Annotated in this window: 18 protein-coding genes; 15 read left to right on the top strand and 3 right to left on the bottom strand. The window is 71.8% G+C overall.

Features of this window, described 5'->3' with window-relative positions:
* Positions 1-103: 103 nt before the first annotated feature.
* Positions 104-1,198, top strand: a complete 1,095-nt coding sequence (locus OG446_RS06750; RefSeq protein WP_328893162.1) for a glycosyltransferase family 4 protein — start codon at positions 104-106, stop codon at positions 1,196-1,198.
* A gap of 9 nt (positions 1,199-1,207) precedes the next feature.
* On the opposite strand, the gene OG446_RS06745 is transcribed toward OG446_RS06750, so the two are convergent.
* Positions 1,208-2,833 carry a PucR family transcriptional regulator gene (locus OG446_RS06745; RefSeq protein ID WP_328893161.1) on the bottom strand — a complete coding sequence of 542 codons (1,626 nt, stop codon included), beginning with the start codon at positions 2,831-2,833 and terminating at the stop codon, positions 1,208-1,210.
* A 180-nt stretch (positions 2,834-3,013) separates the two neighbouring features.
* Here OG446_RS06745 and OG446_RS06740 point away from each other — a divergent pair, with 180 nt between their 5' ends.
* A complete protein-coding gene (locus OG446_RS06740; RefSeq protein WP_328893160.1) occupies positions 3,014-3,883 on the top strand; it encodes a sulfurtransferase in 870 nt (289 codons plus the stop codon).
* A gap of 78 nt (positions 3,884-3,961) precedes the next feature.
* Here the strand turns inward: OG446_RS06740 and OG446_RS06735 are convergent, their stop codons facing one another.
* Both OG446_RS06735 and OG446_RS06730 read right to left on the bottom strand, forming a co-directional pair.
* A complete protein-coding gene (locus OG446_RS06735; protein WP_443050046.1) occupies positions 3,962-5,194 on the bottom strand; it encodes an MFS transporter in 1,233 nt (410 codons plus the stop codon).
* A gap of 222 nt (positions 5,195-5,416) precedes the next feature.
* Positions 5,417-7,219 (bottom strand): glycoside hydrolase family 15 protein, encoded by a 1,803-nt coding sequence (locus OG446_RS06730; protein WP_328898222.1) that lies wholly within the window; start codon positions 7,217-7,219, stop codon positions 5,417-5,419.
* A gap of 403 nt (positions 7,220-7,622) precedes the next feature.
* Between OG446_RS06730 and OG446_RS06725 the strand changes: the two genes are divergently transcribed.
* From OG446_RS06725 to OG446_RS06665, 13 genes are all read left to right on the top strand, one after another.
* Positions 7,623-9,284, top strand: a complete 1,662-nt coding sequence (locus OG446_RS06725; protein WP_328893159.1) for a CTP synthase — start codon at positions 7,623-7,625, stop codon at positions 9,282-9,284.
* Positions 9,285-9,372: 88 nt separating this feature from the next.
* A complete protein-coding gene (locus OG446_RS06720; RefSeq protein WP_328893158.1) occupies positions 9,373-9,999 on the top strand; it encodes an NUDIX hydrolase in 627 nt (208 codons plus the stop codon).
* Positions 10,000-10,200: 201 nt separating this feature from the next.
* Complete coding sequence (locus OG446_RS06715) at positions 10,201-12,264, top strand: tetratricopeptide repeat protein (RefSeq protein ID WP_328893157.1); 2,064 nt, start codon at positions 10,201-10,203, stop codon at positions 12,262-12,264.
* A gap of 143 nt (positions 12,265-12,407) precedes the next feature.
* Positions 12,408-13,523 (top strand): alanine dehydrogenase, encoded by a 1,116-nt coding sequence (gene ald, locus OG446_RS06710; protein ID WP_328898221.1) that lies wholly within the window; start codon positions 12,408-12,410, stop codon positions 13,521-13,523.
* Positions 13,524-13,891: 368 nt separating this feature from the next.
* Positions 13,892-15,010, top strand: a complete 1,119-nt coding sequence (locus tag OG446_RS06705) for a ParA family protein (RefSeq protein ID WP_323177982.1) — start codon at positions 13,892-13,894, stop codon at positions 15,008-15,010.
* Positions 15,007-15,609 carry a hypothetical protein gene (locus OG446_RS06700; protein ID WP_328898220.1) on the top strand — a complete coding sequence of 201 codons (603 nt, stop codon included), beginning with the start codon at positions 15,007-15,009 and terminating at the stop codon, positions 15,607-15,609. The genes OG446_RS06705 and OG446_RS06700 overlap by 4 nt, the downstream gene beginning before the upstream one ends.
* 104 nt (positions 15,610-15,713) lie before the next feature.
* Complete coding sequence (locus tag OG446_RS06695; protein ID WP_328893156.1) at positions 15,714-16,841, top strand: segregation and condensation protein A; 1,128 nt, start codon at positions 15,714-15,716, stop codon at positions 16,839-16,841.
* Positions 16,838-17,485: an SMC-Scp complex subunit ScpB gene (gene scpB, locus OG446_RS06690; RefSeq protein ID WP_328893155.1), complete on the top strand. Its 648-nt coding sequence runs from the start codon at positions 16,838-16,840 to the stop codon at positions 17,483-17,485. The genes OG446_RS06695 and scpB overlap by 4 nt, the downstream gene beginning before the upstream one ends.
* Positions 17,485-18,678 carry a pseudouridine synthase gene (locus OG446_RS06685; RefSeq protein ID WP_328893154.1) on the top strand — a complete coding sequence of 398 codons (1,194 nt, stop codon included), beginning with the start codon at positions 17,485-17,487 and terminating at the stop codon, positions 18,676-18,678. Before scpB ends, OG446_RS06685 begins: the two co-directional genes overlap by 1 nt.
* Before the next feature lie 150 nt (positions 18,679-18,828).
* The gene (gene pnuC / locus OG446_RS06680) at positions 18,829-19,482 is read left to right on the top strand and encodes a nicotinamide riboside transporter PnuC (protein WP_328893153.1); all 654 of its coding nucleotides are present in this window, start codon (positions 18,829-18,831) and stop codon (positions 19,480-19,482) included.
* Positions 19,479-20,558, top strand: coding sequence for an AAA family ATPase (locus OG446_RS06675; protein ID WP_328893152.1), 1,080 nt, complete (start codon positions 19,479-19,481; stop codon positions 20,556-20,558). Before pnuC ends, OG446_RS06675 begins: the two co-directional genes overlap by 4 nt.
* Positions 20,555-21,289, top strand: coding sequence for an NUDIX hydrolase (locus OG446_RS06670; RefSeq protein ID WP_328893151.1), 735 nt, complete (start codon positions 20,555-20,557; stop codon positions 21,287-21,289). The genes OG446_RS06675 and OG446_RS06670 overlap by 4 nt, the downstream gene beginning before the upstream one ends.
* Positions 21,286-22,308: an ADP-ribosylglycohydrolase family protein gene (locus OG446_RS06665; protein WP_328893150.1), complete on the top strand. Its 1,023-nt coding sequence runs from the start codon at positions 21,286-21,288 to the stop codon at positions 22,306-22,308. Before OG446_RS06670 ends, OG446_RS06665 begins: the two co-directional genes overlap by 4 nt.

The raw sequence follows: 22,308 nt of genomic DNA, 5'->3' as shown, positions 1-22,308 counted from the left end.
GGTCGTGCCGGAACGTGCGTACGGACTGGCATCCTTGGCGGTGTACGTACGGCCGCGGGTGAGGCCGTCACGCCCGCATCGGGAGCCCCGGGAGCCATTCAACGTGTCACAGCTGCGTACGGTCCAAGTGCTGGGCGGCGGCAGTGCGGGCAGCAGTGCCCATGTCGCTTCGCTGGCCGCCGGACTTGTCGCGCGAGGCGTGCAGGTCACCGTCTGCGCTCCGGCCGGACTGGACCGTTCCTACGAATTCTCCGTCACGGGCGCCCGGTTCACGCCCGTGCCGCGGCGCAGTGACCCCGCCGCGGTCGCCGCACTGCGGGCCGCCTGCGCGGGTGCCGACGTCGTGCACGCACACGGACTGCACGCCGCCGTCCGGGCCGCCCTGGCGCTGGGCGGCCGGCAGGTACCGCTCGTCGTCACCTGGCACACCAGGACCCACGCCGAGGGCGCGCGCCGCCGGCTGGTCCGTCTGCTGGAGCGGAGAGCCGCCCGCTCGGCGGCGGTGGTGCTCGGCGCGTCGTCGGACCTGGTCGACCGGGCCCGGCGCCGGGGTGCGCGCGACGCCCGTCTCGCGCCCGTCGCCGTGCCCCTGCCGCGGCTTCCCGTGCCCGCGCCCGACGGAAAGGTGCGCGCCGAACTCGGGGCGGTGGAGCGGCCGTTGATCATGGCGGTGGGCAGCCTCGTGCCGCGTCACGGGTTCGGCACGCTGCTCGACGCGGCACGGATGTGGCGGCGGCTCGACCCCGTCCCCCTGCTGGTCATCGCGGGCGAAGGGCGGGAGCGGGCCGCGCTGCGGCGGCGGATCAAGGCGGAGGACCTGCCCGTCTCGCTGATCGGCAGCCGCACCGACGTTCCCGAACTCCTGGCCGCTGCCGACCTGGTCGTGCTGTCCAGCCGTTGGGAGGCGCGGTCGCTGCTGGCCCAGGAGGCGTTGCGGATCGGTGTGCCGCTGGTCGCCACCGCTGTCGGCGGTGTGCCCGAACTCGTGGGCGACGCGGCGGAACTCGTGCCGTACGCGAACGCGGAGGCGCTCGCCCGGGCCGTGGCCCGCCTGCTCGGCGATCCGACGGAACGGGACCGGATGGCGGCCGCCGGGCTCCGGCAGGCGGCGAGTTGGCCGACCGAGGACGACACGATCGCCCAAGTGCTCAGCGTGTACGACGAGTTGGCGCAGCCGCTGGCGGCGGTCCGGCGCTGACGGCGTCGGTCACGTCGCGTGGCGGCGGGCGCGCAGGGCCAGGCTCAGCGCCAGGACGGCCTGCGGGTCGTCGAGATCGGTGCCGAGCAGCTCACCGATGCGGGCCAGCCGGTTGTACAGCGTCTGACGGTTCAGATGCAGTTCACGTGCCGTCTCCGCCTTGCGGCCCGCATGGGCCAGATACGTCTCCAGCGTGGGCAGCAGCGGCGGGCGCGAGGTGCGGTCGTGATCGCGCAGCGGGCCGATCGCCCGCTCGACGAACGCCGCCAGGTCCGGATGGTCCCGCAGCCGCCACAGCAGCAGATCGATGTCGAGCCTCCGGGCGTCGTACCAGGGCCGGTCGCCGAGCCCCTGCGCCGCCGTGGCGGTCTCCGCCGCGTGCCGCAACCCCGCCCCGGCCACCGCCCAGCCGCCCGCCACCCCGACCACCACCACGGGAGGATGGGAACCCGCCCGCTCCAGACCGGCCCGTTCCACCCCCGCCCGCAGCGCCGCGGCGACCCGGTCGGCCACCGCCGTACGTTCCGTCTCCGTGCGCAGCCCCAGCAGCAGCGGCACCCGGCCCTCCACCGGCCGCACGCCGAGCAGCACCGGCACACCGACCGAGGACAGCTCCTCCAGGACCGCGCGCGCCAGCAGGGCCCAGTTGCCGGAGGGCGAGAGCTCCGGAGCCAGCCGCATCACCACGGGCAGCAGCGGCGTCTCGCCCGGCCTGAAGCCCAGCACGCGGGCCTGCGCCGGCGCGTCCTCGGGCGCGATGCGGCCCTCCGCGAGATCGGTGAGGAAGTCGCCCCGGCCGCGTGCCGCGAGCTCCTCCTCCTGACGGGCCTGCATCAGCACCACCGCGAGGATGCCCGCCGCCCGCTCCGCCGCCATCCGGTGCACCGGCACCAACGGCCCGTCCACCGCCAGCAGGACCAGCCTGGCCCGCACCGAACCGGTCCCCGGACCGCCGCCCGGCACATCCACCAGCACCGCGCCGACGGGCGGCGACTCGCGGGCCGCACGGTCGCCGCGCATCCCGTCCCACACCTGCAGCGGATCGGCGGAGACGGGGCCCGACTCGGTGCCGGCCGCGTACAGCAGCTGGCCGTCCGCCGTCTCCAGGAAGACCGGATTGGCCGTGAAATCCGCCAGGATGCCGAGCACCTGGGGTACCCCGCCGCCACCGAGCAGCGCCTGCGTACAGCGCCGGTGGACCTCCTCGGCCTGCTGGAGGAGCGCGTAGTGGCCGTTGACGATCTCGGTGTGGATCTCCTCCGTCACCGTCACGAACGGCACCTCGCGGTGCAGCTGGACCAGCGGCAGCCCGGCCGCGCGGGCGGCGTCCACGATCGACGACGGCAGCCTGCTGAACCGCGGACCGAGCTCCACCACGAGCGCGGCGATGCCGCGGTCGGCGAGCCGGCGGACGAACGCGCGCTGCTCGGCGGGGCGGGTGCCGAGCCCCAGACCGGTGGTGAGGAGCAGCTCACCGCCCTTGAGCAGCGACGCGATGTTGGGGACCTCGCCCGCGTGCACCCAGCGCACGGTGCGGCCCAGCCGCTCGGCGCCGGTCACCACCTCGGGGAGTCCGCTGCGCAGCCCCGGCAGCTCAAGGGCACGCTGCACGGTGATGCCGCCTCGGGTCTCCACTGACTCTGGCCTCGCGCTTCACGTCGGTCGGACCGGGCGGTCACGCGATTGCGGTCGCCCTGGTCAGGAAGGTACCGGCCCGGGGCGCGCGCGGCTTCGTCGGGGCGGTACGCCGTTGACAGGGCCCGGGCACGCTGCGATCTTGAAAAAATCCCGTACCCGGACGCGTGGGAGGAACCCATGGGCCGCGATGTGCCTCGGCACGACCGTCTTCCCGGCCCGCTCGTCGGCGCCGACTGGCTCGCCGCGCGGCTCGGGTCGCCGGGGCTGCTGGTGCTCGACGCCTCCGTCGGCGCGCACCGGGGGAGCGCCCGGCGGATCGTGGGGGCGCGCCCGTTCGACATCGACGGCGCGCTCTCGGACCACTCGGGGCCGCTGCCCCACACGATGCCCGGAGCCGACCGCTTCACCGAGGAGCTGCGCACCCTGGGCCTCCACGACGGCGACACGGTCGTGGTCCACGACGCGGTGGGCATCTACTCCAGCGCCCGGGCCTGGTGGATGCTCAGGGCGATGGGCTTCGACCGGGTCGCGGTGCTCGACGGGGGCCTGCCCGGCTGGACGGCCGCGGGACTGCCGACGGAGAGCGGCGCGCCCGCGGCGCTCGCGGAGCGCGGCGACTTCACGGCCGCTCCGCGCGCGGGGATGTTCGTGGGCGCGGACGAGGTGGCGGCGGCCCTCGCCGACCCGGCGTCCGCCGTCTTCGACGCCCGGTCCCGGGAACGCTTTCGGGGTACGGCTCCCGAGCCGCGTGCGGGCCTGCGCGGCGGCCATATGCCGGGGGCGGTCAACCTGCCCTTCGGTGAGGTCCAGCACGAGGGCCGGATGCGTCCGGCGGCGGAACTGCGGGCCGCGTTCACCGCTCTGGCGCAGGACCGGGAGCGGCTGCTCCTCAGCTGCGGATCGGGTGTCACCGCCTGTGTCCTGGCGCTGGGCGCCGCGCTGGCCGGATACCGCGACCTGGCGGTGTACGACGGCTCCTGGAGCGAGTGGGGGCTGCCTTCGCAGGACCGCCCGGTGGTGACGGGACGGGAGACGGAGCCGAGCTGACGCCGGCGGTGCAGTCCCGTCTCCGCATCGTTCTGCTCCGCGGACACGCTGTGACACCGGCCGCCCGGTGACGGCGCCCTAACCGGTGGACTCCGATCCGGAAGGCCGCAGCAGCCGCCCGCCGAGCAGCACTGCGCATGCCCCCAGCGTCAGTAGCCCGCCGAGGAGGAAGGTGCCCCGCGCCCCGGCCGGCGGCAGGACCAGTCCGCCGAGTGCGGCGCCCGCTGCGATACCGGCGTTGTACGAGCCGGAGTTCGCCGCGAGTGCGATGTCTGTGCGGCCCGGCGCGCAATGCAGCATCGCGTTCTGGGTGGTCATGAACACCGGCCCGAGTGCACTGCCCATCAGCGCCAGGAACACGACCGCAGCCACCCGGTCGCTGCCGGCCGCGTAGAGACCGAGCATGCCCACCGCCTGCGTGGCAACGGCAGTCGTCAGCGTGGCCTGCGGAAAACGATCCAGCAGCGCCCCGGTGACGGTTACTCCGGCCAGGCACGCAACACCGAAAGCCACCAACAACGCACTGACCGCGCTCGCGGAGAACCCGGCCACGTCGCCCAGGAACGTGACGACGTAGGTGTATCCCGCGAAGGCTCCGGCAGAGGACAGGGTCCCGGCGGCCAGCACGATCCCGAACCGGCGGACGTCGGGACTGGTTCCGTAGGCGGCGGCCTCTTCTTCCGGACGGGAGGTGGGCAGCAGAACGGCGATGGTCACCAGCGAGACAAGCCCCAGAGCCGCGAGCAAGGCGATGGGCGCCTGCCAGCCGCTCTGCCGGCCCAGCCACGTCCCGGCGGGAACACCGAGCACGAGGGCGAGCGAACCGGCGACGGACAGCGCTCCGACCACCCGTCCACGGATCCCGGGCGCGAACAGGCCCACCGCGACCGGCCCCATCACGGCCCAGAACAACGCTTGGGCGAGCGCTGTCAGAAGCCGCGCGAAGAGGAGCACCCCGTAGGAGGTGGCCAGCGCCGCGACCAGGCTGGACACGACCAGCGCGGCCAGCAGTCCGGTGAGCACATGGCGCCGGGGCACCGTCCGTACGACGTGGGCGAGCGGTAATGACGCGACGGCCACTGACACGCCGTAACCGGTGACCAGGAGGCCGACCGCTGACACTGACACCTGGAGGCTTTCGGAGATGAGCTCCAGGAGGCCGATCGGCAGGTTCTCCGCGGTGTTGAGGGTGAAGGCGGCCAGCATCAGGGCCACGAGCACCGCGGCCCGGTGCCACGCAGGCGGACGCGTCGTGACCTTGCGGGCTCTGCCTGAATTCGCCCCTTGCGCCTGCTCGGCGGCATCGTTCATGTCGGTAGCCCACCGGGCCGCCCGGTTCCGCCGCAACCGGATTCAGCTGCGCGCGCAGGCGGGCATGCCCCGGTCGTCTGCGTCGATGACGACCGGGACGGTCCGGTGCAGGAGGGGAACCACCGAGGTCAGAGGCATGAATCCCGCCCCCGTGTCGTATCCGGCACGGCTACGGCATCCCCCGCGCGGAATCCGGCACGGGAAACGGGATCCCACAGCACGTCAGCCCACGTACGCCCCGCTCGCCGTCAGCCGCAGCGCCGTGTCGATCAGTGGCACGTGGCTGAACGCCTGCGGGAAGTTGCCCACCTGGCGCTGGAGCCGCGCGTCCCACTCCTCGGCCAGCAGGCCCAGGTCGTTGCGCAGGGACAGCAGGCGTTCGAAGAGCTGGCGGGCCTCGTCGACCCGGCCGATCATCGCCAGGTCGTCCGCCAGCCAGAACGAGCACGCCAGGAACGCGCCCTCGTCGCCCTCCAGGCCGTCCACGCCCGCGTTCTCGCCCGAGGTGGGATAGCGCAGGACGAAGCCGTCCTCGGTGGACAGCTCGCGCTGGATCGCCTCGATGGTGCCGATGACCCGCTTGTCGTCGGGCGGCAGGAAGCCCATCTGCGGGATCAGCAGCAGGGAGGCGTCCAGTTCCTTCGACCCGTAGGACTGGGTGAAGGTGTTGCGCTCGGGGTCGTAGCCCCGCTCGCAGACGTCGCGGTGGATGTCGTCGCGCAGTTCGCGCCACTTCTCCAGGGGCCCGTCCGTGTCGCCGGACTCGATCAGCTTGATGGTCCGGTCGACCGCGACCCAGGCCATCACCTTGGAGTGCACGAAGTGCCGGCGCGGACCGCGCACCTCCCAGATGCCCTCGTCCGGCTCGTCCCAGTGGTTCTCCAGGTACTCGATCAGCTTGAGCTGGAGACCGGTCGCGTAGTCGTTGCGGGTCAGGCCCGTCATGTGCGCCAGGTGCAGCGCCTCGGTGACCTCGCCGTACACGTCCAGTTGGAGCTGGCCCGCGGCACCGTTGCCGACGCGGACCGGGCCGGAGTTCTCGTACCCGGGCAGCCACTCCAGCTCGGCCTCGCCCAGCTCGCGCTCGCCCGCGATCCCGTACATGATCTGCAGGTTCTCGGGGTCGCCCGCGACCGCCCGCAGCAGCCATTCGCGCCAGGCACGGGCCTCCTCGCGGTAGCCGGTGCGCAGCAGCGAGGAGAGGGTGATCGCGGCGTCGCGCAGCCAGGTGTAGCGGTAGTCCCAGTTGCGGGAGCCGCCGATGTCCTCCGGCAGGGAGGTGGTCGGCGCGGCGACGATGCCGCCGGTCGGCGCGTACGTCAGGGCCTTCAGGGTGATCAGCGAGCGGACCACGGCCTCGCGGTAGGGGCCGTGGTACGTGCACTGATCCACCCAGTCGCGCCAGAAGTCCGCGGTGGCCTCCAGGGAGCCCTCCGGGTCCGGGAGCGCGGGCGGTTCGCGGTGCGAGGGCTGCCAGCTGATGGTGAACGCGATCCGGTCACCCGGGGCGACGGTGAAGTCGGAGTACGTCGTCAGGTTCTCGCCGTACGTCTCCGCAGGGGTGTCGTACCAGACCGAGTCGGGGCCCGCGACGGCGACCGTACGGCCGTCCACCTTGTGCACCCAGGGGGTGACACGACCGTAACTGAACCGCATCCGAAGCTCCGAGCGCATCGGAACCCGGCCGCTGATGCCCTCCACGATCCGGATCAGCTGGGGCGCGCCGTCGCGCGGCGGCATGAAGTCGGTCACTCTGACCGTGCCGCGCGGCGTGTCCCATTCCGATTCCAGGATCAGTGAGTCCCCGCGATAGCGGCGACGGTCCGCCGACGGCGGTTCCGTGCCCTCCGCGCGGGCCGGTCCCAGGCGCCAGAAGCCGTGCTCCTCGGTACCCAGCAGTCCCGCGAAAACGGCGTGTGAATCGAAGCGGGGCAGGCACAGCCAGTCGGCCGTGCCGTCCCGGCAGACCAGGGCGGCGGTCTGCATGTCTCCGATGAGTGCGTAATCCTCGATGCGCCCGGCCACGTGCATCTCCAGTCGAACGGCCATGTCGCCCCGTGGGGCATTACTGCGGGTCAAGAGGTCGTTGCAAGGGGTTGATGTGGGGGAACCTGCGAGCTCGTACCTCGCCCGGAGCGAGTGTCCGAGCAGGATACGACGCACCCGGGTGATCCGCGCGACGCTCTTGACAACAAGGAGAGCCGAACGGGTGGGGAGTGAGGGACATGCGGGGATCCCGTGCCCCGAGTGTGCCGGGAGTGGCCGGAAGCAGGCTCCCCTCGTCGCTGTTACCCTGGTAGCCCGTGGACGGTGGTCGTCAGCGAGAGCAGACGAGGCCCCCGAACCGCAGCGACGGCACCTCCGGACTCTCCGGACGGAAACGCCGGTACGCACCTCACGATCGCGACCACGGGAGCCCCCTTTGGCTATGCAGCCCACATCCACGACGACCAAGCACATCTTCGTCACCGGGGGTGTCGCCTCTTCCCTCGGCAAGGGTCTGACTGCCTCCAGCCTCGGTGCCCTGCTCAAGGCGCGCGGCCTCCGGGTCACCATGCAGAAGCTCGACCCGTACCTGAACGTCGACCCGGGCACGATGAACCCGTTCCAGCACGGCGAGGTGTTCGTCACCAACGACGGCGCCGAGACCGACCTGGACATCGGCCACTACGAGCGCTTCCTGGACGTGGACCTCGACGGCTCCGCCAACGTCACCACCGGCCAGGTCTACTCGACGGTCATCGCCAAGGAGCGGCGCGGCGAGTACCTCGGTGACACCGTGCAGGTCATCCCGCACATCACCAACGAGATCAAGCACCGGATCCGCCGCATGGCCACGGACGACGTCGACGTCGTCATCACCGAGGTCGGCGGCACGGTCGGCGACATCGAGTCGCTGCCGTTCCTGGAGACCGTCCGCCAGGTCCGCCACGAGGTGGGCCGGGACAACGTCTTCGTCGTGCACATCTCCCTGCTGCCCTACATCGGCCCGTCCGGCGAGCTCAAGACCAAGCCCACCCAGCACTCGGTCGCCGCCCTGCGCAACATCGGTATCCAGCCGGACGCCATCGTGCTCCGCGCCGACCGTGACGTACCGACCGCCATCAAGCGCAAGATCTCGCTGATGTGCGACGTCGACGAGGCCGCCGTGGTGGCCTGCCCGGACGCCAAGTCGATCTACGACATCCCGAAGGTGCTGCACTCCGAGGGTCTGGACGCCTACGTCGTGCGCAAGCTCGACCTGCCGTTCCGCGATGTCGACTGGACCACCTGGGGCGATCTGCTGGACCGCGTCCACAACCCCGACCACGAGGTCACCGTCGCCCTGGTCGGCAAGTACATCGACCTGCCCGACGCCTACCTCTCGGTCACCGAGGCCATCCGGGCCGGCGGCTTCGCCAACAAGGCCCGCGTCAAGGTCAAGTGGGTCGCCTCCGACGACTGCAAGACCCCGGCCGGTGCCAAGAAGCAGCTCGGCGACGTCGACGCCATCTGCATCCCCGGCGGCTTCGGCGAGCGCGGTGTCATCGGCAAGGTCGGCGCCATCCAGTACGCCCGTGAGAACAAGGTGCCGCTCCTCGGCCTCTGCCTGGGCCTGCAGTGCATCGTGATCGAGGCGGCGCGCAACCTCGCCGAGATCCCCGACGCCAACTCCACCGAGTTCGACGCCGCCACCGCCCACCCCGTCATCTCGACGATGGAGGAGCAGCTGGCGTACGTCGAGGGCGCGGGCGACCTGGGCGGCACCATGCGCCTGGGCCTGTACCCGGCGAAGCTCGCCGAGGGCTCGCTGGTCCGTGAGGCCTACGACGGCCAGCCGTACGTGGACGAGCGCCACCGTCACCGCTACGAGGTCAACAACTCCTACCGCGCCGAGCTGGAGAAGAAGGCCGGTCTGGTCTTCTCCGGCACCTCCCCGGACAACAAGCTCGTCGAGTACGTCGAGTACCCGCGCGAGGTCCACCCGTACCTGGTCGCCACCCAGGCGCACCCGGAGCTGCGCTCCCGCCCGACCCGCCCGCACCCGCTCTTCGCGGGCCTGGTGAAGGCGGCAGTCGCGCGCAAGACGGGCGCCAAGCCGGGTAAGTAGCGGCATCCCCGCAGGCGTTACGGTTGACCGGGGTACGCATCCTTCGAGGACGCGTACCCCGGTCACTGTTTTTTGTGGGAGGACGTAGATGGGTTTCCAGGACACGCCCGAGGACTGGCCGGTCACCGCGACCGGGACTCCGTTCCGGGGCAAAAAGACCAGCGTCCGCACCGACGACGTCGAGATGCCCGACGGCACGATCGCGCGCCGCGACTACCAGGTCCACCCCGGTTCGGTCGCCGTGCTCGCGCTCGACGACGAGGACCGCGTCCTCGTGCTGCGCCAGTACCGGCATCCGGTGCGCCACAAGCTGTGGGAGATCCCGGCCGGACTGCTCGACGTCCCCGGCGAGAACCCGCTGCACGCCGCGCAGCGCGAGCTCTACGAGGAGGCGTACGTCAAGGCCGAGGACTGGCGGGTGCTGACCGACCTCTACACCTCGCCCGGCGGTTCCGACGAAGCCGTACGGATCTTCCTCGCCCGGAACATCTCCGAGGCCGACGGCGAGCGCTTCGCCGTCTCCGAGGAGGAGGCCGACATGGAGCTGGCCCGGGTGCCGCTCCAGGACGTGGTGCGGGGCGTCCTCGCCGGGGACCTGCACAACAGCTGCCTCGTGGTGGGTGCGCTCGCGCTCGCGGCGGTGCTCGCGGGCGACGGGGCCGACTCGCTGCGGCCCGCGGAGGCGCCCTGGCCCGCCCGGCCGTTCGAGGCCTGATGGCCCGCGGGGAACACCGGGGGCGGGCCTCGGCACGCTTCCCGGTACCTCTTCGCGTCCCCTGATCGGACAAAATGCTGATCCGATCGGGGGACCTCCCCGTCGCGCTCCACCCGATTCGCCCACCCGCCTGAACTACGCTCGGAACGCCCTGACCGGAGTCCCGGCGGGCGACGCGTGCAGCGAAGTGGAGCGTGGCCCGTGACGGATCAGGCGGTGGACACCAGCGACCCGGCCGAGGCAGCGGGGACCGAGGAGCCGGCCGCCGTCGAACCACCCCGATTCTTCGGACGCGAGCGCGAGTTGAAGGAACTCCGGGCCGATATCGAACGGGCCGGACTGGACACCATGGCCGGTCGCAAGAGCGGCCGGGCCCGGGTCCTGCTGATCGCCGGCCGCCCCGGATCCGGCCGTACCGCGCTGGCGGACGAGCTCGCCCGCAGACTGCTCGCCGCCGGTGACTACCCCGACGGGATGGTCCGCGTCCGGCTCACCGAGCCCGGCGGCGGCGCCGTCCCCGCCGAACGCGCCGCGCGCGAACTCCTGCGCGGGCTGGGCGTGGCCGGGCCGCCCGGCGCGGATGCGGACGAACTGTCCGAGATGGTCCGCGAGGCGCTCGCCGTACGCCGTGTCCTGCTCCTGCTCGACGACGCCCCCGACGCCGAACAGGTCGACCCGCTGCTGCCGGACAACCCGGACTGCCTCGTCATCGCCACCGCACAGGGCCCGCTGACCGGGATCCCCGGCGTCCGGCCCTGCACCCTCGGCGGTCTGGACGCGGGCTCCGCCGTGGAACTGCTCGCCGGGGCGATCGGGCAGGTCAGGATCACCGTCGACCCGCTGACGGCCGAGACGCTGGCGGAGGAGTGCGGCGGTCAGCCCGCCGCACTCGTCATGATCGGGGGCTGGCTGGCCACCCGTCCGACGGCCTCGGTCGCCGATGTCACCAAACAGCTGCGGGACCTGCCGGACGACACCGAGCAGTCCGCCGGTGCCCGACCGCTGGCCCGTGCCTTCCGGCTGGTCCACGACTCCTTGCCGCCGACCGCCGCCCGGATACTGCGTCTGCTCTCCCTCGCCCCGGCCGGACTCGCCGACGCCCACACCGCCTCGGCGCTCGCCGGCTGTTCCGTCTCGGCCGCCCGGACCACCCTCGACGACTTCGTGCGCCTGGGCCTGCTGCGCAGCGACGGGGCCGAGCAGCCGCAGTACGAGGTGCCGGGCTGCCTCGCTGCGCTGCTGCGGGCGCTGCTGGAGGACCGGGACCGCCCGGCCGAGATCCAGCTCGCGCAGGCCCGGATGCTGGAGCGCACCGTGCGCCTGCTCCAGTCCTGCCGCGCGGTCACCGAACCGGAGGGCTCCCCGTCCCGGCGCAAGCTCGCCGGGCTGCCGCGCTCCCTGCGGTTCCCCGGCCCCGAGGCGGCGGCCGCCTGGCTGCGGATCCGCAGACCCGCACTGCTCGCCTCCGCCCGGATCGCCGTCGAGGACGGCGAACTCGACACCCTGGCCCGGCGGTTGGTGGCCGCACTGGTACGGGCGCTGGCCGCGCACGAGGGCACCGAGGCGGCCGCGCCCGAGCTCTACGGGCTGCACGGCCTGGTGCTGGCCGTCGCGGAGCGGCGCAATCTGCCGCGGGAACGGGCGGCCGCCCTCCTCAACCTCGCCGATCTGGACGCCGGGACCGGCCGGACCCGGGAGGCGCTGGCCCGCTACCGGGCGGCGCTGGACGCCGGACGGGCCGCGAAGGATCCGTACGCCACGGGCCGCGCCATGGAATCCGTGGGCGGCGCCTACGCGGAACTGGGCGACTTCCACCGGGCCTCCGACTGGTACGGCCGGGCGCTGGCCCAGCGCCTCACCCAGGGCGAGCGTGCCGACGAGGCGAGGCTCTACGGGCGCCTCGGCACCGTCCACACCTACGCGGGGCGGTACGGCGAGGCGCTGCGGAACTGGCGGGCGGCGGCGGCCGGCTACCGCAGGCTCGGTGATCTGCCCGCCCATGCCCGGGCGCTCAGCGAGGTCGCCCGGGTCCAGGAGTACGCGGGCCGCCCGCAGGAGTCGCTGCAGACCTGCCGGGAGGCCGTGGAGTGGGCGCGGCAGGCCAAGGACCTGCGGCTGCAGGCCGCACTGGAGCTCCGGCTGGCCGACACCCTCGACCGCCTCGGAGACCCCGCAGCTGCGGGGCTGCACCGGGGTGCGGCCGAGAGATTGCTGGGTGAGGAGAGCACAGCCTACGAAATCCGTAGTGCGACGACAGAAAATTAATGCTTTGTAAGGCTAGACAGCGAGAAGTCCTTCATTAGACTGGCTCTGCCGCGGGTGTTCGCGGTGTCTCCATTTACGCTGTGTCTATCCGGGTATGTATAGCTATGCCCTGATAACCCTCTGAGCCAAGGACCGTGATCGACGTGAAGGTCGGCATCCCCCGCGAAGTCAAGAACAACGAGTTCCGCGTGGCGATCACGCCTGCCGGTGTGCACGAGCTCGTCCGTCACGGCCACCAGGTCGTCGTCGAGGAGAACGCCGGGGCCGGCTCCTCCATCACGGACGAGGAGTACGTCGCCGCCGGAGCGCAGATCCTGCCCACCGCCGACGAGGTCTGGGCCACCGCGGACCTGCTGCTGAAGGTCAAGGAGCCGGTCGCCGAGGAGTACCACCGCCTCCGCAAGGACCAGACCCTCTTCACGTACCTGCACCTCGCCGCCTCCCGCGCGTGCACGGACGCGCTGCTGGAGTCCGGCACCACCGCCATCGCCTACGAGACCGTCGAGACCGCGAACCGCGCGCTGCCGCTGCTCGCCCCGATGTCCGAGGTCGCGGGCCGGCTGGCCCCGCAGGTCGGCGCCTATCACCTGATGCGTTCGGTCGGCGGCCGCGGTGTGCTGCCCGGCGGCGTCCCGGGCACCGCGGCCGGCAAGGCCGTCGTCATCGGCGGCGGCGTCTCCGGCTGGAACGCCACGCAGATCGCCGTCGGTCTCGGCTTCCACGTCACGCTGCTCGACAAGGACATCAACAAGCTCCGCGAGGCCGACAAGATCTTCGGTACCAAGGTGCAGACCGTCGTCTCCAACGCCTTCGAACTGGAGAAGGCCGTCATCGAGGCCGACCTGGTCGTCGGCGCCGTGCTGATCCCCGGAGCGAAGGCCCCGAAGCTGGTCACCAACGAGCTCGTCGCCAAGATGAAGCCCGGAAGTGTACTTGTCGACATTGCAATTGATCAGGGTGGCTGCTTCGAGGACTCGCACCCGACGACGCACGCCGAGCCGACCTTCATGGTTCACGGATCGGTCTTCTACTGCGTCGCGAACATGCCGGGTGCCGTCCCGAACACCTCGACGTACGCCCTCACCAACGCGACGCTGCCCTACATCGTGGAGCTCGCGAACCGTGGCTGGGTCGAGGCGCTGCGCCGGGACGCCGCGCTCGCCAAGGGCCTCAACACCCATGACGGGCAGGTCGTTTACCGCGAGGTGGCCGAGGCGCACGGCCTCGACCACGTCGAACTGAGCACGCTTCTCGGCTGACGGGTCAACACCCTTCGTCAACCTCACGCGTCCGGCCGGACCTTGCCGAGCAAGGTCCGGCCGGACGCGTGTCGGGCCTTGTCGGGGCCGCGCGCAACTCGTCTCGAACGTAACCCTTTAACCGATTCGTGCACCCGCGAAAAGTACGCCCGAGGGGCTGCGCGCCCTTGACAGCGGGGTGTTCGATTGCCGACACAACGGGCCGGGTCCGGCGGATTGTGTTGCTGCGGACCGGTGACACGCCATAGAGTCGCCAATCGTCGGCATGGTGCCACGCTGACCTATCGATAAGTTTCCTGGTCACGTCCAAGGAGGTAAGACGACTTGTGAATGAGTCGACATTTACTCCCGGGGGTGTTCATCCAGGGATGCCGGCGCGGGGCCAGAGCCCGAACGGGCTGGAGGCTGTCGGCTCCGTCGCTGTCCGCACCTTCGCCACCCACCAGCACATGACGACAGCCCCCCAGATGATGGACGGCCTACACGTGAACGCCATGGCCGGCAACGAGAGTGGCCGGGACACCGCCCACTTCGCCGACTTCGACGAAGCGCCCCAGGGGCACTTCTACGACCCAGACGCCGAGTACGAGCCCGATCCGGAGTACGCGGCCACCCTCGCGCCCGACGCCGCCCGGCAGCGCCGCGAGCGGATCGGCCCGACCGGCCGGCCCCTGCCCTACTTCCCGATCCCGGGCCCGCTGACCGATCACGGTCCCGCGAAGATCATCGCGATGTGCAACCAGAAGGGCGGCGTCGGCAAGACCACGTCGACCATCAACCTGGGTGCCGCGCTCGCGGAGTACGGCCGGCGCGTCCTGCTCGTCGACTTCGACCCGCAGGGAGCCCTGTCGGTCGGCCTCGGCGTCAACCCGATGGAGCTCGACCTCACGGTCTACAACCTGCTCATGGAGCGGGGCATGGCGGCCGACGAGGTCCTCCTGAAGACCGCCGTGCCCAACATGGACCTGCTGCCGAGCAACATCGACCTGTCGGCCGCCGAGGTCCAGCTGGTCAGCGAGGTCGCCCGCGAGTCCACGCTGCAGCGCGCCCTGAAGCCGCTGATGGCCGACTACGACTACATCGTGATCGACTGTCAGCCCTCGCTCGGGCTGCTCACCGTGAACGCGCTGACCGCCGCGCACAAGGTGATAGTGCCGCTCGAGTGCGAGTTCTTCGCGCTGCGCGGTGTGGCCCTGCTCACCGAGACCATCGAGAAGGTCCAGGAGCGGCTCAACCCGGAACTGGAGCTCGACGGCATCCTCGCCACGATGTACGACTCCCGTACGGTGCACAGCCGCGAGGTCCTCGCGCGCGTCGTCGAGGCCTTCGACGATCACGTGTACCACACGGTCATCGGGCGCACGGTCCGCTTCCCGGAGACCACGGTCGCCGGTGAGCCCATCACCACGTACGCCTCCAACTCGGTCGGTGCCGCCGCCTATCGCCAGCTCGCCAGGGAGGTGCTCGCCCGGTGTCACGCCGAGTGAGTCTGCCCGGGGCCGACGAACTGTTCCGTACGACCGGGGGGATGGGGCTCCAGTCCTCGTCCCCCGCGGAGCGGCGGCGCAAGGCGAACGGTGAGACCCGGGTGCCGGCTCCGGCCGGCGAGGCGGATTCCGGGGACGGCACGCCAGGGGAGGGCTCCGAAGCCTCCGAGGGCGCGGCCCCCTCCTCGCAGGAGGAGCACTCCGCGGCGGACACCGACGCCAACGCCGGCGGCTCGCGCAGCCGGGGCGGCGAGAACGACCGCGTCGCGGTGGCCGCACAGGCAGGCCGCCGCCCACAGCCGCCGTCCTCGCAGGAACCCGTGCCCGCCCCCGTCGTCCAGCAGCAGCGCAGACGGGGCGGCGGACGCGGCGCGAACCGACGGCCCAGCGGCCGGGAGCGCCACGACGAGAAGATCACGGTCTACGTCTCCGCCGAGGAGCTGATGGACCTCGAACACGCGCGTCTCGTGCTCCGCGGCGAGCACGGCCTTGCCGTCGACCGGGGACGCATCGTCCGTGAGGCCGTCGCCGTGGTCCTCGCGGACCTGGAGTCACGGGGCGACGCGAGCATCCTCGTCCGGCGGCTGCGCGGCCGCTGAGCGGTGCGGCGCCGGTAGCCTGCCCGCAGGGCGCCCGCCGGCCGAGCGGTGCGGCCCGTACCCGTACGGGCCGCCGCCCGTCTCCCGTCGCACCCTGGATCTCCATGCCGACACCCGACCAGTCCGCCCGTGCCTCCCGCCGCCCCCTGGGCCGCGGGCCGGGCGGCGGACCCGTGCCCGGGGACGGGCCGGCGGCGCAGGACGTTGCCCCGGTGCCGGACGAGGTCCTTCCGACGGAGGTTCCGGCAGCGGATGAGGGCCTTCCGGCCGAGGATCCGGTGGCTGACGAGGCGCCCGGACCCGTAGAGCCCGAGCCTGAGCCCGAGTACGAGCCTGAGCTCGATCACGAGCCTGAGGCTCAGCGCGAAGCCGAACCCGAACCCGAGCCGACCCCCGCCCCCGCCCTCGCCCCCGACGACGGGCGTTTCACCGTCCGGCTGGCGAACTTCGAGGGCCCGTTCGATCTGCTGCTCCAGCTCATCTCCAAGCACAAGCTGGATGTGACCGAAGTCGCTCTGTCCAAGGTCACCGACGAGTTCATGGCCCACATCCGGGCCATGGGGCCGGACTGGGACCTCGACCAGACCACCGAGTTCCTCGTCGTCGCCGCGACCCTCCTCGACCTGAAGGCCGCCCGGCTGCTGCCCGCCGCCGAGGTGGAGGACGAGGGCGATCTGGCGCTCCTGGAGGCCAGGGACCTGCTCTTCGCGAGGCTGCTGCAGTACCGCGCGTACAAGCGCATCGCCGAGATCTTCAGCGCCCGACTGGAAGCGGAGGGCCGGCGCTTCCCCCGTACCGTCGGGCTGGAACCGCATCATGCGCAGCTGCTGCCCGACGTCGTCATCAGCATCGGGGCCGAGGGCTTCGCCCGGCTCGCCGTGAAGGCGATGCAGCCGAAGCCCCGGCCGCAGGTCTACGTCGACCACATCCACGCCCCCCTGGTCAGCGTGCGCGAACAGGCCGGGATCGTGGTGGAGCGGCTCCGCGAGGCGGGGGAGATCAGCTTCCGGGAGCTGACCGAGGACGCTCCGGACACCCTCACCGTCGTCGCACGCTTCCTCGCCCTGCTGGAGCTCTACCGGGAGAAGGCCGTCGTCCTGGACCAGGAGGAGGCGCTCGGCGAGCTCACGGTGCGCTGGGCCGGGGGAGCGGGAGCCGGGCCCACCGTGACGGACGAGTTCGATCAGGAGGCACAGGACGTGCACGATGCACAGCGGGACGTGAAGGAATGAGCGAGCAGGACACCACCGGCTCCGCCGTCGCGGACCTCGATCTCAAGCCCGCTCTGGAGGCCGTCCTCATGGTCGTCGACGAGCCCGCGACCGAGGAACACCTGGCCAAGGTGCTGGAGCGGCCCCGGCGGGCCGTCGCCGACGCACTGCGGGAACTGGCCGACGAGTACACCGTCCAGCGCCGCGGTTTCGACCTCAGACTCGTCGCCGGCGGCTGGCGCTTCTACACACGCCCGGAGTACGCGCCCGCGGTCGAGGGCTTCGTCCTGGACGGGCAGCACGCCCGTCTGACGCAGGCGGCACTGGAGACCCTGGCGGTGGTCGCGTACCGCCAGCCGGTGAGCCGGTCGAGGGTCTCGGCGGTGCGCGGCGTGAACTGTGACGGGGTCATGCGGACCCTGCTGCAGAGGGGTCTGGTCGAGGAAGCGGGCGCGGAACCCGAAACAGGTGCGATCCTGTACAGGACGACGAACTACTTTCTGGAGCGAATGGGCCTGCGTGGCCTGGACGAGCTCCCGGAGCTCGCGCCCTTCCTCCCCGAGGCGGACGCGATCGAGGCTGAGACGCTAGAGGGTGTGCCGTCGTTCGATCCGGACGCACCGGACACCCCGGATACTCACGCACACGACAAGACGGAATTTTGATGCGAAGCAGTGGCAGGAACAGCGGCAGCAGCGGCGCCGGCGGCAGGAGCGGCGGCAACAGCGGCGGCGGCGCCAGGAGCGGCGGCAGCGGCGGCGGCAGGAGCAGCAGGAACAACACCGGCACCGGCAGGAACAGCAACCCGAACCCCCGGACCCCCGGCTCCGGGCGCGACGACAAGCAGGAGCAGCGCCCCCGTCGTCCCCGCCCCGAGGAGCGCCGCTACGACGTCGGCAACGACAAGCCGGGCGGCGACGGCGGTACCCGCAAGGGCCGCGGCGAGGCTGCCCGCGGCGGAGCCAAGGGCGGCCCGAAGGCGGCGTCGAGCGGCTCCAGGGGCGGCGGCCGGCGTGCCCCGTACGGCTCCCCGGCCCGCTCGCGCGAGCTCGACGCCAAGATCGAGCAGCGCAACCGCGACCGGTACGCGGACAAGCCCGAGATCAAGACGCCCAAGACCCACCCGGGCGCCGAGCAGGAGGGCGAGCGGCTGCAGAAGATCCTCGCCCGGGCCGGCATGGGCTCGCGCCGCGCGTGCGAGGAGCTCATCGAGCAGTCCCGCGTCGAGGTGAACGGCGAGATCGTCGTCGAGCAGGGCATGCGCGTCGACGTGAACCACGACGAGATCAAGGTGGACGGCCTGACCGTCGCCACCCAGTCGTATCTCTTCTTCGCGCTGAACAAGCCGGCCGGTGTCGTCTCCTCCATGGAGGACCCGGACGGTCGTCAGTGCCTCGGCGACTACGTCACCAACCGTGAGACGCGTCTCTTCCACGTCGGCCGGCTGGACACCGAGACCGAGGGCATCATCATGCTCACCAACCACGGCGAGCTGGCCCACCGTCTCACCCACCCGAAGTACGGCGTGAAGAAGACCTACCTCGCCGCCATCCAGGGCCCGCTCCCGCGTGACCTGGGCAAGCGGCTCAAGGACGGCATCCAGCTGGAGGACGGGTACGCCCGCGCCGACCACTTCCGCGTCGTCGAGAACACCGGCAAGAACTACCTCGTCGAGGTGACCCTCCACGAGGGCCGCAAGCACATCGTCCGCCGGATGCTGGCCGAGGCCGGCTTCCCCGTCGAGCGGCTCGTGCGCACGTCGTTCGGGCCGATCCCGCTGGGCGACCAGAAGTCGGGCTGGCTGCGCCGGCTCACCAACACCGAGGTGGGCATGCTGATGCGCGAGGTCGGTCTGTAGACCACCCCGCCGGGTGGGCCGACCACCCCGCACACCGCTCACGGCCCGCGGCCGGTTCCTGTTTCGCGATTTTCGAACAGGAACCGGCCGCGGGTCTTTTGCTGTCCCCGTTCCACCTTTATAGTCAGAGTGACTATTAAGGAGGCGGGCGTGAGTCTCGCGGATGTACTCGACCCTCTGCAGCAACCCCTGGTGACCGTGCTGGACACCCCGGTCAGCTGGACCGAGGTGCTGGGCTTCGGCAGCGGTGCGCTGTGCGTGTGGCTCGTGGCCCGCCAGCACCTCGCCAACTGGCCGATCGGCATCGCCAACAACGTCTTCTTCATCCTGCTGTTCGCCCAGTCCGGTCTGTACGCGGACGCGGGCCTCCAGATCGTCTTCATCGCCCTTGCCGCGTACGGCTGGTGGACCTGGACCCACGGGGGTGGACCAGGTACGGACGGCCTGCCGGTGCGGCGCACCACCCGCACCGAATGGGCCGGGCTGCTCGTGGCAGGGGCGGTGGGGACCCTCGCGCTCACCGTCCTGCTCGACCGGGCCACCGACTCGACGGTGCCCTTCTGGGACGCGCTGACGACCGCCCTGTCGCTCGCGGCGACGTACGGGCAGTGCAGGAAGCTCGTCGAGTCGTGGTGGCTGTGGATCGCCGCCGACGTGGTCTACATCCCGCTGTACGCGTACAAGGAGCTCTACCTGACCTCGCTGTTGTACGCCGGATTCCTGACGCTGTGCCTCATCGGCCTGCGCAACTGGACACGCGACCTCACCGTCCGCGCCCCGGAGCCCGTGGAGGCCGTGGCATGAAGCGTTTCGCCCACGGGCTGGTGCTCGGGAAGTTCTATCCGCCGCACGCCGGCCACCACCACCTCGTCCGTACCGCCCGGGACCGCTGCGAGCGGCTGACCGTGCTGGTCTGCGCCGCCTCGGTGGAATCGGTGCCGCTCGCCGACCGGGTCGCCTGGATGCGCGAGGTGCACCCGGACGTGACGGTGGTGGGCGCCATGGACGACACCCGGATGGATCTCCACGACCCGGCGATCTGGGACGCCCACATGGCCGTCTTCACCGGGGCCGTGCCCGAACCCGTGGACGCCGTCTTCACCTCGGAGGCGTACGGGGACGAACTGGCCCGCCGCTTCGGCGCCGAGCCGGTCTGCGTCGACCCGGACCGCACGGTCTTCCCGGTCTCCGGCACCGCCGTCCGCGCGGATCCGGCCGGCTGCTGGGATTTCCTCGAACCTCCGGTCAGGGCGGCGCTCACCCGCCGCGTCGTCGTCCTCGGTGCCGAGTCCACCGGAACCACCACCCTGGCCCGCGACCTGGCCGGCCACTACCGGCGGCGCGGCGGCATCTGGGCGCACACGGGTTACGTGGCCGAGTACGGGCGTGAGTTCAGCGAGCAGAAGCTCGCCGCGCTGCGCGCCCGGTGGCCCGAGGCCCAGTGGGAGGACGTCTCCTTCACCACGCACGACTTCCCCCTCATCGCCGAGACCCAGAACGCCCGAGAGGAGGCGGCGGCCCGCGCCGGTTCCCCGCTGCTCGTCTGCGACACCGACTCCTTCGCCACGACCGTGTGGCACGAGCGGTACGTCGGCGGCCGCAACCCCCTCGTCGAGCGGACGGCGGACCGGGTCACCCACCACCTGTGGCTGCTCACCGACCACGAGGGCGTCGCCTTCGAGGACGACGGACTGCGCGACGGAGAGGAACTGCGGCCCTGGATGACCGACCGCTTCCGGGCCGAACTCACCCGTACGGGAAGGACGTTCACCGAAGTCACCGGCAGCAGAGCCGAACGGCTGGCCGCCGCCGTCGCGGCCGTGGACGCCCTGCTCGCCGACGGCTGGAACTTCGCCGCGCCCCTCCCGGAGCGACGATGAACGCCGCCGCGCCCCAGGGCTACGACCCGCACGCCTTCGAGCCGTTCGCCGTCACCGTCGACCTCGCCGTCTTCACCGTTCGCGAGTCCCGGCTGCACGTCCTGCTCGTCGAACGGGGCGAGGAGCCGTACAAGGGCCACTGGGCGCTGCCCGGCGGCTTCGTGCTTCCCCGCGAGTCCGCCGGTACCGCGGCCCGCAGGGAACTGGCGGAGGAGACCGGGCTGACCGAGGACACCGTCCCGTCCCTCCACCTGGAGCAACTGGGTACCTACAGCGAACCGGACCGCGACCCGAGGATGCGGGTCGTCTCCGTCGCGTACGCCGCCCTCGTCCCCGACCTGCCGGAACCACGCGGCGGCGGCGACGCGGCCGGCGCCCAGTGGTGGGACGCCGGACAGCTCGGCACGCTCGCCTTCGACCACGACGTCATCCTCGCCGACGCCCGGGCCAGGGTCGGCGCCAAACTCGAGTACACCTGCCTGGCCACCGCGTTCTGCCCGCCCGAGTTCACCCTGGGAGAGCTCCAGCAGGTGTACGAGACGGTCTGGGGCGTCGAGCTGGACCGGCCCAACTTCCGGCGCAAGGTCCTTGCCACACCCGGATTCGTCCAGGCCGTGGAGGGACCGCCGCGCCGCACCGGAGGACGGGGAAAACCGGCCGCCCTCCACCGGGCGGGTGCCGCCACCGCCCTGCACCCCCCACTGCTGCGACCGGAAGGAAGAAGCACGTGATCGTGACCAGGACCCTCACCAAACAGGCCGCCACCGGCGCGCTGACCGGGCTCGCGCTCGGCGACGCCCTGGGCTTCCCGACCGAGTTCAACAACGTCCCCTCCATCCTCGCCACGTGCGGGCCGTGGCGCCAGATGCGGCTGCCGAAGCCGGCGTTCGTCACCGACGACACCCAGATGACCCTCGCTCTCGGACGCGGAATCCGTACCGCCATGGACCGCGGACTGCTCACCCCGCTGCGCCTCGCGCGGCCGGTCCGCGAGGAGTTCGTCGACTGGTACCACTCGCCCGACAACAACCGTGCCCCCGGCCGCACCTGCATGACCGCCTGCCGTCTGCTCGACAGCGACCGCCTCTGGCAGGAGGCCAGCCAGACCGGTTCCAAGGGCTGCGGCGCCAACATGCGCGTCGCACCCGTCGGCCTCGTTCCCGGACTGAGCGAGGAACAGCGCGCCGGCGCCGCCCAGCTCCAGGCGGCCCTCACCCACGGACACCCGACCGCACTCGCCGCGTCCGACCTGACGGCCCGTGCCGTCTACCTGCTGGCCCAGGGCGCGGAGCCGATGGGCCTGGTCGGCCAGTTGCGCAGCTACGCGTACGAGAACAGCAACCGTTACCTCACCCGCTGGCTCGGCGACCTCTGGCGCCACGCGGGCGACGCGTCCCCGGAGCTGTACATCCAGCGCGGCTGGGACGAGTGCCTCACCGCCCTGGCCCGGGTCCAGGACGCCCTGCGCCACCCGTCACCGGAGACCGACCCCTGCGAGAGCACCGGCGACGGCTGGGTCGCCGAGGAGGCCCTCGCCACGGCCCTGCACTGCTTCCTGCTCTTCCCCGACGAACCCGTCACCGCCCTGCGCCGCGCCGCCTGCACCCGGGGCGACTCGGACTCGCTCGGCTGCCTGACCGGCGCGCTGGCCGGCGCGCATCTGGGCTCGGCGGCCTGGCCCAAGGAGTGGTCGGAGCGGATCGAGTACCGGAGCGACCTCCTGTCCCTGGGGGCGCTCTGGGACGCTTGA

The sequence above is a fragment of the Streptomyces sp. NBC_00236 genome, from assembly GCF_036195045.1.
GTDB lineage: Bacteria > Actinomycetota > Actinomycetes > Streptomycetales > Streptomycetaceae > Streptomyces.
The sequence above is the reverse complement of the archived record's forward strand: the minus strand, read 5'-3'. Positions and strand labels throughout refer to the sequence as shown.

Excerpts from the sequence above, each read along its gene's own strand:
- OG446_RS06725 (WP_328893159.1), top strand. The coding sequence starts at position 7,623 with ATGCAGCCCACATCCACGACGACCAAGCACATCTTCGTCACCGGGGGT.
- OG446_RS06670 (WP_328893151.1), top strand. The coding sequence starts at position 20,555 with ATGAACGCCGCCGCGCCCCAGGGCTACGACCCGCACGCCTTCGAGCCG.
- OG446_RS06685 (WP_328893154.1), top strand. The coding sequence starts at position 17,485 with ATGCGAAGCAGTGGCAGGAACAGCGGCAGCAGCGGCGCCGGCGGCAGG.
- OG446_RS06720 (WP_328893158.1), top strand. The coding sequence starts at position 9,373 with ATGGGTTTCCAGGACACGCCCGAGGACTGGCCGGTCACCGCGACCGGG.
- OG446_RS06695 (WP_328893156.1), top strand. The coding sequence starts at position 15,714 with ATGCCGACACCCGACCAGTCCGCCCGTGCCTCCCGCCGCCCCCTGGGC.
- OG446_RS06705 (WP_323177982.1), top strand. The coding sequence starts at position 13,892 with ATGCCGGCGCGGGGCCAGAGCCCGAACGGGCTGGAGGCTGTCGGCTCC.
- scpB (WP_328893155.1), top strand. The coding sequence starts at position 16,838 with ATGAGCGAGCAGGACACCACCGGCTCCGCCGTCGCGGACCTCGATCTC.
- OG446_RS06675 (WP_328893152.1), top strand. The coding sequence starts at position 19,479 with ATGAAGCGTTTCGCCCACGGGCTGGTGCTCGGGAAGTTCTATCCGCCG.
- OG446_RS06735 (WP_443050046.1), bottom strand. The coding sequence starts at position 5,194 with ATGAACGATGCCGCCGAGCAGGCGCAAGGGGCGAATTCAGGCAGAGCC.
- OG446_RS06740 (WP_328893160.1), top strand. The coding sequence starts at position 3,014 with ATGGGCCGCGATGTGCCTCGGCACGACCGTCTTCCCGGCCCGCTCGTC.